Source organism: Corynebacterium mustelae, assembly GCF_001020985.1.
Taxonomy (GTDB): domain Bacteria; phylum Actinomycetota; class Actinomycetes; order Mycobacteriales; family Mycobacteriaceae; genus Corynebacterium; species Corynebacterium mustelae.
In genome coordinates this window covers 1,984,785-2,000,345 of record NZ_CP011542.1, presented here as the reverse complement: position 1 = coordinate 2,000,345, position 15,561 = coordinate 1,984,785, and the positions used below count along the sequence as shown (strand labels likewise).

Here is a 15,561-nt window from a genome sequence, read left to right as displayed (position 1 = left end):
AAGGAGAGAAAAATCATGGCCGATCCCGCACGCGCCCAACGTATGGCGAAACGGATCTTACATATTGTCGCTTCCGCTATTGAACGGGAAATTAAAGATCCCCGTCTTCAATTCGTGACGATCACCGATTGCCGGGTCACCGGTGATTTGCACGATGCAACTGTGTTTTATACTGTGCGCGGTATGAATGTTTCCGACGAACCTGACCTGGAAGCGGCAGCTGAGGGGTTGCGTCGGAGTAGCGGGCAATTGCGTCGCATAGTAGGCGAGCAATTAAGTGTCCGCTTCACCCCAACGCTGAGTTTCGAGCTAGATACTGTGCCGGAAACGTCCGCGCGGATGGAGGATTTGCTGACACGCGCTAGGCAACGTGATGCGGAACTTGCTGAGTTACGCAAAAACGCCACCCCAGCTGGGGACGCGCATCCGTATAAGACGGATGTCTCGTCTGAGGATGACAATCGGTAGTCACATTCACTAATCCGGGTTAGGGGTCGCAATGGAATTTCCGTCATATCTCGGCGCATTACCAGCCCTAAAGGCATTGTCAGCAGTGGATACGGTAGATTGGGCGGAAGCCACTGCGAAGGTGCGCGGGAATTCCTCATTTTGCGTCGTGGGACATCACACCCCAGACGCTGATGCTATCGGATCAGTAACCGCGTTGGTTAAAGCGTTGACGTCTTTGGGTAAAACTGCAGTGGGGGTAATCGGGCAAACGGAACCGATTGACACAACGCTGATGACAATCCCAGGTGCGGATCAGATCCAGCTTGTTGCTGGTGATCTACCAGAATGCGAGGTTATCATCGTGGTGGATTGTGGTTCAGCTTCCCGGCTGGGCACTGTTATTGATGCGGTGGTCGCCCGGATAACGGATGTTATTTTGATTGATCACCACGCATCTAATCCCGGATGCGGTGGCATCAATGTGATTGATTACCGCGCAGAGTCAACCACAACAATATTGTGGCAATGGTTTTGCGCCTTGGGTGTGGAGATAGACAGCGACATTGCGCACGGTTTGTATGCCGGTCTACTCACAGATACCCAGGGGTTTCGCTGGGGGCGGCCGGTGATGCATGAGATGGCGAAACAATTGGTTGATACCGGCTTAGATATCCGTGCGATCGGAAATCAGTTGTTCGGTGGTTTTTCGGTGACTGATCTAAAGATAATTGGTACGGTGTTGGCCCAGCTATCTGTGGTTCATTCACAATGCCACACCATAGCGGTTGCCGAAATTAGTTATGAAAAGGCGCAACAGGCATCTGTTGGCGCGGTGGAGTCAATTGCTGAGATGATCAAAGGTATCAATGAAGCGGACATTTGCGTCGTAATTAAAGAGTATGAACCTGGGTTTCATGGAGTTAGCCTGCGATCTGACACTGTTGATGTCTCAACATTAGCCCAGGCTTTAGGTGGTGGTGGACACTTGCGTTCCGCTGGTTTTAGATTGGAAGCACACGCCAGCCATATCGTCCGGCTGATCGTCGAACAAGCTTCTCAGTATTGCCCCACACTGGCGTAGCACGGCCGAAATGATACCTTAAGCAAGACAATTGTCGTCTACCTAGCTGTTTGATCTTTTCAGCTAGCACGTGCGAAAGGACACGAGTGCGTAGTCAATGTACTGAATCCCCAACCGCTGGTAGCATCCTCGCGTTAGCTCTGCCAGCATTGGGGGTCCTTATAGCCACACCGTTATTTCTGTTGCTTGATACTGCGCTAATAGGGCAGTATGGCGGAGCTACCTTATTGGCAGCACTGGCCACGGGAACTACGTTGTATGCGATTGTCACAACGCAATTGACGTTCTTGTCTTATGGCACTACAGCTCGGGCCGCGCGGCTTTTTGGGGCTGGTCACAAAGATGAGGCTGTGGCAGAAGGAGTACAAGCGACATGGGTTGCCATTGCGATCGGATTGATGTTACTAGCGATCATGTGGTTTGGGGCACCAGTTTTCACACTATGGTTGTCTGATAATGACGAGATTGCTTCGCTTGCTACGTCGTGGCTTAGGGTGGTGAGCTTCGCTATCCCATTGGTATTGGTAGACATGGCCGGAAATGGTTGGTTGCGTGGTGTGCAGAATACACGGGCGCCCTTGGTTTTTACCCTGGCGGGAATTATTCCCGGCGCGATACTGATCCCGATTTTGGTGTATTCCTATGGTTTGATCGGTTCTGCCTGGGCAACGCTGATTGGTACGGCTATTACGGCTGCGTGTTTTCTCAGCGCTTTGGTTCGTGCGCATTTGGGATCGTGGTTGCCGCAGTGGTCCATCATTTCCAATCAATTGGTTTTGGGCCGGGATCTGATTCTGCGGTCGTTAGCGTTCCAGGTGGCACTGATTTCTGCTGCTGCGGTGGCAGGTAGGTTTGGTGCGGCGGCGTTGGGAGCACACCAGGTGCTGTTGCAATTATGGAACTTTATTGCACTGGTGCTGGATTCGTTGGCGATAGCGGCGCAGTCGATGGTAGGAGCAGCCTTAGGCGCCGGGCGGGTTGCTGTTGCCAGGTCGGTGGGGGTTAAGGTGATGCTATATTCTGTGGCGTTTTCGCTTGTTTTAGCGGTGGTGTTGGCTGCGGGCTATGTCGTGGTGCCGTCGATTTTTACCTCGGATGCCGCGGTGATTGCTGCGCTTTTTAAACCCTGGTGGCAGTTGGTGTTGTTGGTTCCGGTTGGCGGGGTTGTATTCGCGCTTGATGGGGTGTTGCTGGGAGCAGGTGACGCTGCGTTTTTACGTTCGACGACGCTTGTTGCTGCTACTTGTGGTTACGTTCCGGGAATTTGGTTAGCGTACGTATTTGACACTGGTTTGGTGGGGGTGTGGTGGGGACTAGTTGCATTCATGTTTATTCGGCTTTTGGCGTGTGGGTGGCGGTTTCAGTCTATGCAGTGGGCGAGGGTATAACTGTGCTTTAACGCCTATAGGTCGCGTGGCGGTTAGTCTATCGTGGTGTGGTTAGATTTAGGTGGGCGTGTTAGGTAAAACAAAGGAGGTGTAGGCGGCCTAGTGACTCAAACGTTGTGGGCAGTGGCGGATTTGCATGCTGCGGTGAAGCAGAATCGGGCGGCTATCGACCGGATTGTGTCGCGCGATCCGGGGGATTGGTTGATTGTTGCAGGTGACGTCGCCGAACGCACCGAACTAGTTATTGAGATTTTACATAAGCTTCGTAAGCGGTTTGCGAAAGTTATATGGGTGCCTGGCAACCATGAGTTGTTTTCCCGTTCAACGGATAGGTTTCAAGGCCGCGCCAAATACGATGAGTTGTGTGATGCGTGTCGGAAGATAGATGTATTGACCCCGGAAGATCCTTACCCGGTTTTTCACGGAGTCACTATTGTTCCGTTGTTTACCTTGTATGATTATTCTTTCCGACAGCCTGGTTTGACGGTGGAGCAGGCCGTTACGGCAGCCCGGGAGCGGGGTATTATGCTTACCGACGAGTTTGCCATCGCACCGTTTGTCGACATCCGAGCGTGGTGTTGGGATCGGTTGGCGTACTCGATTAAACGCCTTTCTCGGATCACGGGGCCGACGATTCTTATCAACCATTGGCCGTTGGTGGTGGAACCGGTGAATAAGCTGAAATACACTGAGATCGGGTTGTGGTGTGGAACCCGGCATACCAGAACGTGGGCGCAGCGATACAATGCGCAGGCGGTAGTCTTTGGGCATTTACATACCCCTGGTGAAACAATGGTCGATGGTGTCCGACACATTGAAGTCTCACTCGGCTACCCGCGGGAATGGCAAACACCAGGTCATTTAGGGCCTTGGCCGTATCCGGTGCTGGAGGTGGAGCCGGAATGATACATTCAAATCTTTTCCCTTCTTCAGCCAAATTTGCCATGTTAAAAGTACCATTAGGTTCCACGGATCTTAGCCGGTTTAATGTACTTCACCCGTTGGAACGCGCATTGGTGGCACATGCGGTGGATGTGCGTAAAGCTGAATTCGGTGATGCCCGTTGGTGTGCCCGTCAGGCTTTAAAAGAATTGCACCGGGAATCCGATAACCCCATTTTGCGGGGCGAAAAAGGCATGCCACTATGGCCTGCCTCGGTATCCGGTTCGTTGACCCATACCGATGGATTTCGGGCGGCGGTTGTGGCTCCGCGGTTACTCGTTCGCTCAATGGGCTTAGATGCAGAGCCCGCTAATCCGCTTCCAGAAGGCGTTGCAGATTCTATTGCACGGGAAAGTGAACTACCACAACTCGATCGATTGCGCACCAGTGGCATTGAATGCGCCGACCGATTGTTATTCTGCGCGAAGGAAGCCACTTATAAAGCATGGTTCCCGCTTACCCGACGCTGGTTGGGTTTTGAACAGGCTGAGATTGATGTGCGTGACGATGGCAGTTTCGTGTCATACCTTTTGGTGCGGCCGACACCAGTGCCGTTTATCGAAGGCAGATGGCAAATATCTGACGGCTATATCATCGCTGCAACCGCTGTGCATTAATCACTACAAGGTATTAGGGCGGGCAACGAAAGTCGTCGATAAGCGGTTGCCTGATTCTTTCACTAGGGCAACCGCTTGCCCGTTGGGCGCTACAGCTGCATGAACGCCACGCAACCCGCGTGGTTTAAGCCATTTACCCATAGAAAGATCCAGCGCCTGGCTGGCAGTCACGTCAACCACGGGGAAGCACCGAATAAGCGCTGCATCGAGGCTTAACGACAACCGAGGGTTTTCTTCAATCTCCGGCAGAGTCATGGCATCAGCCAAGGTGAAGTTCCCAACAGCTAACCTTCGTAATGCTGTCAGATGACCCCCAACCCCCAATTGGGCACCTAGATCCCGGGCGAGGGAACGAATATACGTCCCAGACGAACATTCGACCTCAACATCAACGTCAATAAATTCGGGCGAGGTAACAATGTTGGTAATGTCAAACCGAAAGACAGTGACAGGACGCTCCGGCAACTCAACAATCTCACCTGATCGAACCCGATCATAGGCGCGTTTTCCCGCAATTTTAATTGCACTCACAGAAGCCGGCCGTTGCATTATCTCACCAGTATGATCATTCACCGCCGCAGCGATATCCTCCGGGGTAATTCCTACAGGAGCACAGCGGTCTATCACGTCGCCTTCTGCATCATCGGTTGTGGTGGATGCACCCAACCGAATGGTTGCGGAATAAGCTTTCGTTGCGGCGACCATGTGAGCTAGAAAACGCGTTCCTCGTTCAATACCGACAACCAAAACCCCGGTTGCCATTGGATCTAGAGTGCCTGCGTGACCAACCCGTTTCGTCTTAAACGCCCGACGTAATTTTCCTACCACATCATGCGAGGTCATTCCGGCAGGTTTATCCACTACCACCAGCCCAGATGTAGAAAGTGGATCAGATTGCGTCATCGCGGATTGTTCAAAGCCCATGGCAGTAGTTTAAGTGCTCTGTGTGGCGTTTGCGATTTCATAACGTAATCTTGAGCCTGTGGATATTTGGCGTGGATTCAATGACGTTCCGAAGAACTTAGGAAAAACCGTAGTTACCATCGGGGTATTTGATGGAATGCACCGAGGGCACAAAACCTTATTGGCTGCCGCAACTGACCGGGCCCAAGAACTTAAACTTACAACAGTCTTACTTACTTTCGACCCGCATCCGCTGGCTGTTTTAAGGCCAGATAAAATGCCCCCGCTTTTAGGAACAGTGACCCACCGGGCGGAACTAGCAGCCGCAGAAGGCATTGATCACATGTTTGCCATGACCTTTAACGCTGACATGGCGCAATTAAGCCCGGAAGAATTTTTTACGAAAATTCTGCTTGATACTCTTAACGCTCATGTCATCGTTGTGGGCGAAAACTTCACCTTTGGGCACAATGCAGCAGGCACCACCGAAACCCTAGCTGAACTCGGGGAAAAATATGGGGTAGAAGTCAACATACAACGGCTCCTTATCGATGACGGTTCCACCGTATGCTCAACACTTATCCGGCAACTTTTAGCTGACGGAAAGATAACCGAAGCCAACTGTGCACTCGGCCGGACGTTTAAAGTACGCGGCGAAGTAGTTCGCGGAGCCGGACGCGGCGGAAAAGAACTAGGCTTCCCAACCGCAAACCTCTATTTTCCGGAATCCGTAGCGCTTCCCAAAGACGGCGTGTATGCGGGTTGGCTACGGATAGTCTCTGACGCACCCATTGAAGGAAATATGAGCCAAGGGGTCAATTACGCAGCAGCCATATCCGTCGGACACAATCCAACATTCGGAGACAGTCGGCGCAGCGTGGAAAGCTACGTCATTGGACGTGATGCCGACTTATACGGGCACACCGTTGAAATTGGATTCGTTGATTACATTCGCGGCATGGAGAAATTCTCCGACGTCGAAGAACTCCTTGACGCAATCCGAAACGACGTTACTCTCGTACATAAGGCGTTAGAAACCCACGGAATGGAGACCCCATGACCCCTAAGAAAATCATCCTTGATCTCGATACCGGCATCGACGATGCCATGGCCTTAGCTTACGCGCTCGGTTCCCCCGAACTAGAGCTCATCGGTGTCACTGGCACCTACGGCAACGTCCTGGTCGAAACCGGGGTGCGTAACAACCTCGCGCTGCTTGAACTATTCGGATACCCACACGTGCCAGTGTTTTCTGGCCTTCCACACGCCCGGGAAAAAGACTCGTTTGAAGTTCTCGACATCTCCGCATTCATCCATGGTACAAACGGAATCGGTGAGGTCACCATCCCTGATCCCACTATCTCCGCCCGGGACACCAAAGCGGTGGACTTCCTTATCGAGGCCGTGCAACAACACGGTGATGACCTTGTGATTGTCCCCACCGGTGCGCTAACAAATATCGCAGCGGCAATCGAACAATCTTCCGATTTCGCTCAGAATGCACACATCGTCTTCATGGGCGGAGCATTGACCGCGCCGGGTAACGTCAATGCATGGGCCGAGGCGAACGTTATCCAAGATCCAGAAGCAGCTGATATCGTGCTGCGTAAAGCAGCTGATGTCACCATGATTGGATTGGATGTGACGTTGCAAACGCTGCTTACCTATACGGAGACCAAACAATGGCGAGCACAAAACACACCAGGCGCACAATTTTTAGCGGATGCAGTCGATTACTACATCAAGGCCTACGATACGGTGGCACCGCACTTGGGTGGCTGTGGTTTGCACGACCCGCTCGCCGTTGCGGTTGCTGTTGATCCGTCTTTGGTCACACTTTTGCCACTGAATATGAAAGTTGACTGTGAGGGCCCTACCCGGGGCAGGACAATTGGTGACGAAACTCGCCTGAATGACCCAGTCAAAAATGCGCGGGTTGCTGTTGGGGTAGATGTTGATCGTTTTGTTTCTGAGCTGATGAACCGGCTTATGCAGCTAACCAAACCTACTGCGGGCTAATTGCTACAATCGCACAGCCTCATGCTACAATTTCCGAGGTTTCTTTTACTGTGGTCCACAGCAGTTGAGAATCACCAGGCATAGACCTGGTTTGCATAAGATTTAGTGTGGACTGAAAAACAAGGAGTATTTTCCATGGCTCTTAACTCAGAGCAGAAAAAAGCAATCCTCGCCGAGTACGGTCTGCATGAGACTGACACTGGTTCGCCGGAGGCACAGGTTGCACTGTTGACTTCCCGTATCAACAGCTTGACCGAGCACCTGAAGTTCCACAAGCACGATCACCACTCTCGTCGTGGTCTGTTGCTGCTGGTTGGTCGCCGCCGTGGCCTGCTAAAGTACTTGGCTGCTAACAACGTCGACCGCTACCGTGATCTGATTTCCCGATTGGGTCTGCGTCGCTAAGCACGCGTTGCGCATGTGACACTCCTTGAAGTGTGACGAAACCGTCTTGTGATTTCACGAGGCGGTTTTATTTTGCATTCAGTGGGGGGTATTGAGCAAAGAAGGCGGAACAGAATCCACTGGTATCTAGATGCCATTTCTGCACGTAGACGCTCTATACTTTGTGCTTTTCGACGCTGGCGGTTCCGTCAAATTCTGAAAACTGATTTAATCATGAATAAGAAGTTCTCATAAGTGCACGTTATGTGCTATGCTCTAACGTCGTTGCCTAGATTTAATAACAAACATAACCGCTAAGACGGCACCGATGACCGTCGATAAGCACGAATGTCAAAGAGGAGACGTGCATAGTGAGCAACAAAAATCTCAAAAAGTTGATTTCATTTAAAGAGGATCCTGAATTTGGGATCACCGAAGCCGAAGCAATCATTGACAATGGTGATTTCGGCACCCGAGTAATACGATTCGAAACCGGGCAGCTGGCCCGCCAAGCTGGTGGCTCTGTTACCACCTATCTTGACGATGACACGATGCTGCTGTCCACAGTCACTGCATCGTCACAACCCCGCGAGGGATTCGATTTCTTCCCGCTGACGGTTGACGTTGAAGAGCGAATGTATGCTGCGGGCCGTATTCCAGGTTCTTTTTTCCGTCGAGAAGGTCGCCCTTCCACCGAAGCGATTCTTGCATGTCGCCTTATCGACCGACCGTTGCGCCCCACCTTTGTCAAAGGTTTGCGTAACGAGGTACAGGTTGTTGTCACTGTCTTATCAATGGATCCAAAGGATATGTATGACGTAGTGGCGATCAACGGTGCCTCCGCTGCAACGCAGCTATCCGGCCTACCAGTTTCCGGCCCGGTTGGTGGTGTGCGCATGGCATTGATCGCAGACCGCAACCATCCTAAAGGCCAGTGGGTGGCATTCCCGACCCACGCTCAACACGAACAAGCACTGTTTGAGCTGGTAGTAGCCGGCCGTATCGTGTCAAAGAAGGTTGGTAAGAAAACCATCGACGACGTCGCCATCATGATGGTGGAAGCAGGTGCCACGGAATCCGTCGTCAAGCAAATCGCAGACGGCAAACCTGCGCCAACTGAGGAAGTCGTTGCCGAGGGGCTGGAAGCTGCAAAGCCGTTCATTGAGGTCCTGTGCCGTGCCCAAGAAGGCTTAGCTGAACTAGCGGCGAAAGAAACCCAAGAATTTCCGCTATTCCCGCCATATTCTGACGACATTTACGAAGCGGTGGAAAAGAAAGCCGCTAAGAAGCTGCGGGATCTTTTGACTATCAAGTCAAAGGCCGAGCGTGACGATGCTACGAACGAATATATGGAGAAGATCGAAGCCGAACTCATTGACCGCTTCGACGAAAACGAAAATGCTTCCAAAGAAATCCGCGCCGCGTACAACGCTGTAATGAAGAAGATCGTTCGGCACATGATCCTCACTGAGGAATTCCGTATCGACGGTCGTGGTGTGAAAGACATCCGCGATCTTTCGGTAGAAGTAGAACTAATCCCACGTGCTCACGGATCTTCGCTATTTGAACGAGGCGAAACCCAGATTATGGGTGTGACCACTTTGGACATGTTGAAGATGGAACAGCAGATTGACTCGCTGACCCCAACAACATCCAAGCGCTACATCCATCACTACAATTTCCCACCATATTCCACTGGTGAAACTGGTCGTGTTGGTTCGCCTAAGCGGCGCGAAATTGGCCACGGTGCGCTGGCAGAACGTGCGTTGCTGCCGGTGATTCCATCCCGAGAAAAATTCCCATACGCTATTCGCCAGGTGTCAGAAGCCTTAGGTTCCAACGGATCTACATCAATGGGGTCGGTTTGCGCCTCCACGTTATCGCTGCTTAACGCAGGTGTTCCGCTCCTAGCACCAGTGGCTGGCATCGCGATGGGATTGGTTTCGGATGAGATTGATGGCGAAACTCGCTACGTTGCGCTAACCGACATCCTTGGTGCGGAAGACGCATTCGGTGACATGGACTTCAAAGTCGCAGGTACCGCCGATTTCGTTACCGCATTGCAGTTGGATACCAAACTCGACGGAATTCCTTCTGAAGTGTTAGCCGCAGCGTTGTCCCAGGCACGTGACGCTCGCATCTATATCCTCGACACGATGGCTGAAGTCATTCCAACCCCGGATGAAATGAGCGAGTACGCACCACGAATTACTTCAATCAAGGTACCAGTTTCCAAGATTGGTGAAGTAATCGGGCCAAAGGGCAAAAACATTAATCAGATTACGGAAGAAACTGGCGTCGAAGTAACCATCGAAGAAGATGGCACCGTGTATATTTCCGCAGCTAACAGCGAGGCTGCTGACGCTGCGATTGAAAAGATCAATGCGATCGCCAACCCACAGTTGCCCAAGGTCGGCGAGCGGTTCTTAGGGACCGTGGTGAAAACGACCGCCTTCGGTGCATTCGTGTCGCTGGTACCTGGACGCGATGGTCTCGTGCACATTTCTAAACTCGGTAACGGAAAACGGGTGGAAAAGGTCGAAGATGTTGTAACCGTTGGGGAGAAAATTGAGGTTGAAATCCTCGATATCGACAACCGCGGCAAGATTTCGCTGGGACTAAGCCAAGATAGCTAAACTTAAGTCAAAGCATAAATCCGTTAACGCCCGGCCAACCAGTTAAGATCTAGGTTGGCCGGGCGTTATTGCATCTTTCGAAAGACGACAGTAGCGCCTAAGTGATGCTACTCGACGCTAAAAGCCCACAACACTCCAAACGGATCAAGTACTTGGCCGTAGTGTCCACCCCAAGGAGCTAGTTCAAATGGCATGGCGATTTCACCACCACCCGAGACAAATTTTCAATCAAAGCCTCCGCCTCAGCCACACTGTCTGCATCAATCAGAAGAGAATAAGCAGTATCCTTCAATGGTGCTTTCTCACCGGGTGCGTTATCCCCACCAGCAATAGTTCCGGATTCTAGCGTCAATACAGCGTGGGCTACAGCGTTTGGATCCGGTGTAAAAGGTATTCCTTCCATAGGTGGAAAATCCGAATACCGCATGAGATCCAGAGTTCCGCCGAAAACCTCGTGGTAGAAAGCGAATGCGTCTGCGGCTGTGCCGGGGAAAGAAATATATGTAGCCAAAGTTGCCATAGGTGACCTCTCGTTTTTACAACAGGAACTGTGCCACCCGATCTTAGAGGATTTTCTCTTTGTGGTGCTATCGGTAGTTGGTCGCACTGTTAGCCAGTTACAGCTAGTGATGACGAGTTACCACATGAAAGTCTGGTCCGTTGCCATAACCTGTGTTCGGAGGTGGCGCGAGTCCGATCGTTTTCTCGGCGGGCAGCGGCCACTGCCATGTGGCCTTCTGGGTATCGTGCAGGAGGTAAATGTTGCCGTCATTTGGCGGTAACGTGTACATATTCGTGGTTTTGATCTTATGGCCTGGTCGGCCGTCTAAGCCCCAATCACTGTCGAATCGACTATCCAAAACACAATCTAAGGCAGGCTCCAAAATTTCAGTGAACCCATCTGTGGTTTTGATTGCCCATTCAGTATCCCAACTGAAGTTTTCTGCTTCAAAAGACAGGTCATAATCTAGTTCAAGGGAGGCTTCCACAATCAGTAGTTGGTTTCCGTTGTAGGTGGAAGAATATTCTTCGCTATCACTGGGAATCCCAAGGTCTTCGCAGGAATCAGCGAATTTAAGGTCGATAATGTTGAAGTTCACGGCGCAATGGGATTCATAACAGTCAAACCCACCTGCTTCGCCTGGAATAGAACGAAACTCCACAGGTTTTTCTTCGGTTAGTTCGTCGTGTACGAAGTCTGGGTCGTCGGTGACGATATCGGAATTTGGATTATGAAAAAGCCAAGGCACTAATCCACAACCGGAGACACTTGTAGCGGTGAGAATTATAGAGGCAAAAACTAGCAGTTGCTTTCGCATCGGTGTCGACTCCTTGATCGTGAAAAGGATAAAAACGATAGACGTGGTTAACCGTAATTTCCATCTAAAAGCATGGTCCTGAAATCCTTGCTAGGATCACATTTTAAGTTTTTGTCGCTGCTTACCAAAATGACCTTCATCCAGCGATTTCGCTATCATCTGACCCGGATAGAGAATCGGAGACCATCGTGGATTTCCTCGACTGCTATATTGCCTGCCGCACTGCCGATCCAGCGCAATTGTGGGACTGGATTATGGATGAGGATCAGGAGTTGCGTTATGCGGCTGGGCGGCAACTCCAGCATGAACAATTCGCTGCCATCGTCTCAGCTATTGAAGAGAGACTTTCCTTGGAGTTCGATCCCCGGTCTTGGGAAATGATGGCGTTCATTATTGGCCAGCCGCAATCGCAACTAACCAGTGATGACATTATCTGTATTTGTGACATTCTCACTCGGCTGCTGGATAGTGGTAATCAGGCGGTTACCGCTTCTGTTATTTGTGCGCTCGGACATTTGTATTCCAATGATCTACTGGGAGAGCAGGACTTCTGCCGTTTTGAACAGGTAATCCGCGTGGCTTGTGACCGTGACGACCTCGATATCCGCATTTCGTTGCTATTTGCCATCGCGTTTTTCCCGCACCGCAATTTTCTCGCAGACTACGTTCTTCAACAGATTCAACGATCTAGGCAGGATCCTTTTGCCTCGCAGATGGTGCCGTGGGTGCTATTTGCACTTGAGTATGGTCCATATCCGTCTAATGAGGCTGATTCATTTCTCATAGACATTGCGGGGACCGCAGCCTCGGACGTGGCAGCTGAGGCACTGGCCATACTACTCCAGCGTGAGGTGGACGCGGCTGTGGCTCTGGCAGAAGAGTACTGTGTGCAGCGCGAATCTTCCCTCGCTGAGGATACAGAGCTAGAAATACACGACGAGGTTCTAAGGTCCTTAGCCGATAGCCGCGATGAGAGATTACACGAAATTTATCAACGGCTGAATGCTGTCATAGAAGCTATTGACTAGAGTTTTATCTTCGTCACGTTGAGCAAAGTCTGCTGCTGAATACGGTAATTAAACCCAATGTGCCTTATTCGGTGACAAAAACTGAAGTTTTTGTGGTGTTTTTCAAGAAAATTTATCGCCGGATCCGGCTTAGCGGTGCTAGTCGAGGGTTGATCCGGGTAGTGTTTTAAGCTGTTGATGATAACCGTTTACAAAGGAGCATGAGATGGCAATCAAAGTTGGGGTACTTGGAGCTCGAGGACGGGTTGGGCAGGCCGTATGTGAGGGGGTTTCTGCTGCTAATGATATGGATCTAGTTGCCGAAATCGATCGGGAAGATTCGTTGCAATCGCTTGTCGACGTCGGCACTGAAGTCGTCGTTGATTTCACCACCCCCAATGTCGTCATGCGGAATCTGGAATTCTGTCTCACCAATGGGATTCACTGTGTGGTAGGCACGACGGGTTTTACCCCGGAACGTGTAAAACAGGTGGAAACGTGGTGCGAAATCGGAAATGCCCACTGCCTCATCGCACCTAACTTCGCAATTTCTGCTGTGCTTACAATGCAGTTTGCTAAACAGGCCGCGCGTTTCTTCGACTCGGCCGAAGTTGTTGAATACCATCACCCAAATAAACTTGACGCGCCATCCGGCACCGCGATCCACACCGCAGAGGGGATAGCAGCCGCACGTCGAGAAGCTAAGATGCCTCCGATGCCAGACGCAACACAGCAATCATTGGATGGAGCGCGAGGTGCAACCGTTGACGGTATTGCGGTGCACGCGGTGCGGATGACTGGGATGGTTGCCCACGAAGAAGTAATCTTCGGCGCGCAAGGCCAGTCATTGACCATTCGACAGGATTCTTACGATCGGACATCCTTTGTGCCAGGAGTTTTAGTCGGGGTGAGGGAAATCAGTAACCACCCTGGTGTAACGGTAGGCCTGGAACATTATCTGGGGTTGTAGAGATGGCTTTGGAATCACAGTTACGGGTAGAGCTGTTGGCGTGTTCAGAGTTTTTCGCGCCAGCAGACATCGCGTGGGAGACGGATGCCTCCGGTCCGGAAGCACTTGTAGAATTTGCTGGTCGAGCCTGCTATGAAACATTCAATAAGCCAAATCCTCGAACAGCTACCAATGCTGGCTATATACGACACATCATGGAGGTTGGGCATATGGCGCTTCTAGAGCATCCAACAGCAACACTGTATGTTCGTGGGCTTTCTCGATCAGCCAGCCACGAGCTCATTCGTCACCGCCATTTCAGCTTCTCACAATTATCCCAGCGGTTTGTTCACACCGAACAGGCCGAGGTAGTTATTCCGCCGTTGATTGCCCAAGATGAACGGCTGCGGCGCCTTTTTATGCAGGCTGTAGATGAAACCCGGTTTGCCTATGATGAATTACTAGCTGCGCTGGAGGAGAAACTCACCGACGAACCCAATGCGTTGCTGCGGCGAAAACAAGCCCGTCAAGCGGCACGGGCTGTTCTTCCGAACGCAACTGAGACTCGGATTGTAGTGACTGGTAATTTCCGTACGTGGCGACATTTTATCGGTATGCGAGCAACGGAACATGCGGATGTTGAGATACGTCGGCTTGCAGTGGAGTCGTTAAAGATATTGCAGGAGAAAGCACCCGTTGTCTTTGGCGACTTCCAAATCGCCGCGCTTTCCGACGGTTCGGAAATGGCCACAAGCCCTTATGTTGCAGATTTCTAATCAAACGATGATTCAGTAACGGTGTGAGAAACCACAGCGTTTCTCACACCGATGCTGAATGTGTGTGGTGGGTGGGGAAACCCAAGCTTATTTAGCTAACTTGAGCGGGGCGGGGGAACACACGTGTGCGAAAAACGGTCATAATTCCTACGAATTGGGTAAAAGCGGGTAACCTTGTTTTTCATGAGCACAGGTTTGGTAGCAACGACGGGGGCCGATACTTTCGGTACTGTTTCCGTCGCTATGGTCACACCGTTTACCGCCACTGGTGAATTAGACCTAGAGCAAGGGGCGCGCCTAGCGCGACACCTTGTAGATAACGGTGTTGATTCCTTAGTACTTGCCGGTACAACTGGCGAATCACCAACTACCACTCTTAACGAGAAACTAGACCTGCTCAGGACTGTTCGGCAGGAGGTCGGGGAAAGTATCAAGCTGATAGCTGGTGCTGGATCCTACAACACTGCCGTCTCGGTCGAAGTAGCAAAAGCATCTGCTGAAGCAGGAGCTGATGCACTTTTGGTTGTTACTCCTTATTACTCCAAGCCGAGTCAAGAGGGTATTTACCAGCATTTCGCAACTGTAGCTAAGGCTACTGACCTGCCAATTTGCGTATATGACATCCCACCACGGTCCGTGGTGCCGATTGCGCCTGATACGTTGCGCAGGTTATCAGAATTGGGCACAATCCAAGCAGTCAAAGATGCTAAAGGAAACATCGCAGAATCCACCAGCCTGATTCAGGAAACCGGACTTGCCTGGTATTCCGGGGATGATCCACTGAATCTGCCGTGGTTATCGGTCGGAGCGACTGGGTTTGTGTCCGTAATTGGGCATTTAGCTCCCGCTCGATTGCGCGAAGTGCACACACTATTCAATAACGGCGATCTTATCGCCGCACGTGAGCTCAACGCTTCATTGGCGCCGTTGGTGGCTGCGCAAGGTCGGTTAGGGGGAGTCACTATGGCTAAAGCTGGCTTGCACCTTCAAGGAATAACCGTAGGCGATCCTCGATTGCCGATTGTGGCACCAAATGAGTCCGAATACGAGGCGTTGAGACAAGACATGGAAAAAGCTGGAGTTTTATAAC

The 15,561-nt window shown here is 51.3% G+C and carries 17 protein-coding genes; 13 read left to right on the top strand and 4 right to left on the bottom strand.

All coding sequences use genetic code 11. The features are described 5' to 3' along the window. Positions 1-15: 15 nt before the first annotated feature. The 5 genes from rbfA to CMUST_RS09105 all read left to right on the top strand — a co-directional run bounded on the left by rbfA (position 16) and on the right by CMUST_RS09105 (position 4,478). Positions 16-468, top strand: a complete 453-nt coding sequence (gene rbfA / locus CMUST_RS09125) for a 30S ribosome-binding factor RbfA (protein WP_047262256.1) — start codon at positions 16-18, stop codon at positions 466-468. 31 nt (positions 469-499) lie between these two features. Then, positions 500-1,531, top strand: a complete 1,032-nt coding sequence (locus CMUST_RS09120) for a DHH family phosphoesterase (protein WP_052844611.1) — start codon at positions 500-502, stop codon at positions 1,529-1,531. Between the two features lie 86 nt (positions 1,532-1,617). Continuing rightward, positions 1,618-2,919, top strand: a complete 1,302-nt coding sequence (locus CMUST_RS09115) for an MATE family efflux transporter (RefSeq protein ID WP_047262255.1) — start codon at positions 1,618-1,620, stop codon at positions 2,917-2,919. A 102-nt stretch (positions 2,920-3,021) separates the two neighbouring features. Continuing rightward, a complete protein-coding gene (locus tag CMUST_RS09110; RefSeq protein WP_047262254.1) occupies positions 3,022-3,825 on the top strand; it encodes a metallophosphoesterase family protein in 804 nt (267 codons plus the stop codon). After that, positions 3,822-4,478, top strand: coding sequence for a 4'-phosphopantetheinyl transferase family protein (locus tag CMUST_RS09105; protein WP_047262253.1), 657 nt, complete (start codon positions 3,822-3,824; stop codon positions 4,476-4,478). The genes CMUST_RS09110 and CMUST_RS09105 overlap by 4 nt, the downstream gene beginning before the upstream one ends. A gap of 3 nt (positions 4,479-4,481) precedes the next feature. Here CMUST_RS09105 and truB read toward each other — a convergent pair whose 3' ends face one another. Then, complete coding sequence (truB, locus tag CMUST_RS09100) at positions 4,482-5,381, bottom strand: tRNA pseudouridine(55) synthase TruB (RefSeq protein WP_047263522.1); 900 nt, start codon at positions 5,379-5,381, stop codon at positions 4,482-4,484. Between the two features lie 79 nt (positions 5,382-5,460). Between truB and CMUST_RS09095 the strand changes: the two genes are divergently transcribed. The 4 genes from CMUST_RS09095 (at position 5,461) to CMUST_RS09080 (ending at position 10,420) form a co-directional block, all read left to right on the top strand. Then, positions 5,461-6,441: a bifunctional riboflavin kinase/FAD synthetase gene (locus CMUST_RS09095; protein ID WP_047262252.1), complete on the top strand. Its 981-nt coding sequence runs from the start codon at positions 5,461-5,463 to the stop codon at positions 6,439-6,441. After that, positions 6,438-7,400, top strand: coding sequence for a nucleoside hydrolase (locus CMUST_RS09090; RefSeq protein ID WP_047262251.1), 963 nt, complete (start codon positions 6,438-6,440; stop codon positions 7,398-7,400). Before CMUST_RS09095 ends, CMUST_RS09090 begins: the two co-directional genes overlap by 4 nt. A 135-nt stretch (positions 7,401-7,535) precedes the next feature. Continuing rightward, a complete protein-coding gene (rpsO, locus tag CMUST_RS09085) occupies positions 7,536-7,805 on the top strand; it encodes a 30S ribosomal protein S15 (protein ID WP_047262250.1) in 270 nt (89 codons plus the stop codon). Between the two features lie 350 nt (positions 7,806-8,155). After that, on the top strand, positions 8,156-10,420 hold the full coding sequence (locus CMUST_RS09080) for a polyribonucleotide nucleotidyltransferase (RefSeq protein WP_047262249.1): 2,265 nt from the start codon (positions 8,156-8,158) through the stop codon (positions 10,418-10,420). Between the two features lie 107 nt (positions 10,421-10,527). Here the strand turns inward: CMUST_RS09080 and CMUST_RS17160 are convergent, their stop codons facing one another. The 3 genes from CMUST_RS17160 to CMUST_RS09070 form a co-directional block, all read right to left on the bottom strand. Then, on the bottom strand, positions 10,528-10,614 hold the full coding sequence (locus tag CMUST_RS17160) for a hypothetical protein (RefSeq protein WP_330218046.1): 87 nt from the start codon (positions 10,612-10,614) through the stop codon (positions 10,528-10,530). Next, positions 10,599-10,940, bottom strand: a complete 342-nt coding sequence (locus CMUST_RS09075; RefSeq protein ID WP_330218030.1) for a VOC family protein — start codon at positions 10,938-10,940, stop codon at positions 10,599-10,601. Before CMUST_RS09075 ends, CMUST_RS17160 begins: the two co-directional genes overlap by 16 nt. Before the next feature lie 103 nt (positions 10,941-11,043). After that, positions 11,044-11,739: a hypothetical protein gene (locus tag CMUST_RS09070; RefSeq protein ID WP_047262248.1), complete on the bottom strand. Its 696-nt coding sequence runs from the start codon at positions 11,737-11,739 to the stop codon at positions 11,044-11,046. Between the two features lie 188 nt (positions 11,740-11,927). Here CMUST_RS09070 and CMUST_RS09065 point away from each other — a divergent pair, with 188 nt between their 5' ends. From CMUST_RS09065 to dapA, 4 genes are all read left to right on the top strand, one after another. Beyond that, positions 11,928-12,767 carry a hypothetical protein gene (locus CMUST_RS09065; RefSeq protein ID WP_047262247.1) on the top strand — a complete coding sequence of 280 codons (840 nt, stop codon included), beginning with the start codon at positions 11,928-11,930 and terminating at the stop codon, positions 12,765-12,767. Between the two features lie 205 nt (positions 12,768-12,972). Continuing rightward, positions 12,973-13,716: a 4-hydroxy-tetrahydrodipicolinate reductase gene (gene dapB, locus CMUST_RS09060; RefSeq protein ID WP_047262246.1), complete on the top strand. Its 744-nt coding sequence runs from the start codon at positions 12,973-12,975 to the stop codon at positions 13,714-13,716. A gap of 2 nt (positions 13,717-13,718) precedes the next feature. Continuing rightward, positions 13,719-14,471, top strand: coding sequence for an FAD-dependent thymidylate synthase (gene thyX / locus CMUST_RS09055; protein WP_047262245.1), 753 nt, complete (start codon positions 13,719-13,721; stop codon positions 14,469-14,471). A gap of 183 nt (positions 14,472-14,654) precedes the next feature. Continuing rightward, complete coding sequence (dapA, locus tag CMUST_RS09050; protein WP_047262244.1) at positions 14,655-15,560, top strand: 4-hydroxy-tetrahydrodipicolinate synthase; 906 nt, start codon at positions 14,655-14,657, stop codon at positions 15,558-15,560. Position 15,561 lies beyond the last annotated feature (1 nt).

Bases quoted from the DNA above. Each gene is read 5' to 3' on its own strand.
- rbfA (WP_047262256.1), top strand. From the start codon at position 16: ATGGCCGATCCCGCACGCGCCCAACGTATGGCGAAACGGATCTTACAT.
- truB (WP_047263522.1), bottom strand. From the start codon at position 5,381: ATGACGCAATCTGATCCACTTTCTACATCTGGGCTGGTGGTAGTGGAT.
- CMUST_RS09070 (WP_047262248.1), bottom strand. From the start codon at position 11,739: ATGCGAAAGCAACTGCTAGTTTTTGCCTCTATAATTCTCACCGCTACA.
- CMUST_RS09105 (WP_047262253.1), top strand. From the start codon at position 3,822: ATGATACATTCAAATCTTTTCCCTTCTTCAGCCAAATTTGCCATGTTA.
- rpsO (WP_047262250.1), top strand. From the start codon at position 7,536: ATGGCTCTTAACTCAGAGCAGAAAAAAGCAATCCTCGCCGAGTACGGT.
- CMUST_RS09075 (WP_330218030.1), bottom strand. From the start codon at position 10,940: ATGGCAACTTTGGCTACATATATTTCTTTCCCCGGCACAGCCGCAGAC.
- dapB (WP_047262246.1), top strand. From the start codon at position 12,973: ATGGCAATCAAAGTTGGGGTACTTGGAGCTCGAGGACGGGTTGGGCAG.
- CMUST_RS09120 (WP_052844611.1), top strand. From the start codon at position 500: ATGGAATTTCCGTCATATCTCGGCGCATTACCAGCCCTAAAGGCATTG.
- thyX (WP_047262245.1), top strand. From the start codon at position 13,719: ATGGCTTTGGAATCACAGTTACGGGTAGAGCTGTTGGCGTGTTCAGAG.
- CMUST_RS17160 (WP_330218046.1), bottom strand. From the start codon at position 10,614: ATGCCATTTGAACTAGCTCCTTGGGGTGGACACTACGGCCAAGTACTT.
- dapA (WP_047262244.1), top strand. From the start codon at position 14,655: ATGAGCACAGGTTTGGTAGCAACGACGGGGGCCGATACTTTCGGTACT.
- CMUST_RS09090 (WP_047262251.1), top strand. From the start codon at position 6,438: ATGACCCCTAAGAAAATCATCCTTGATCTCGATACCGGCATCGACGAT.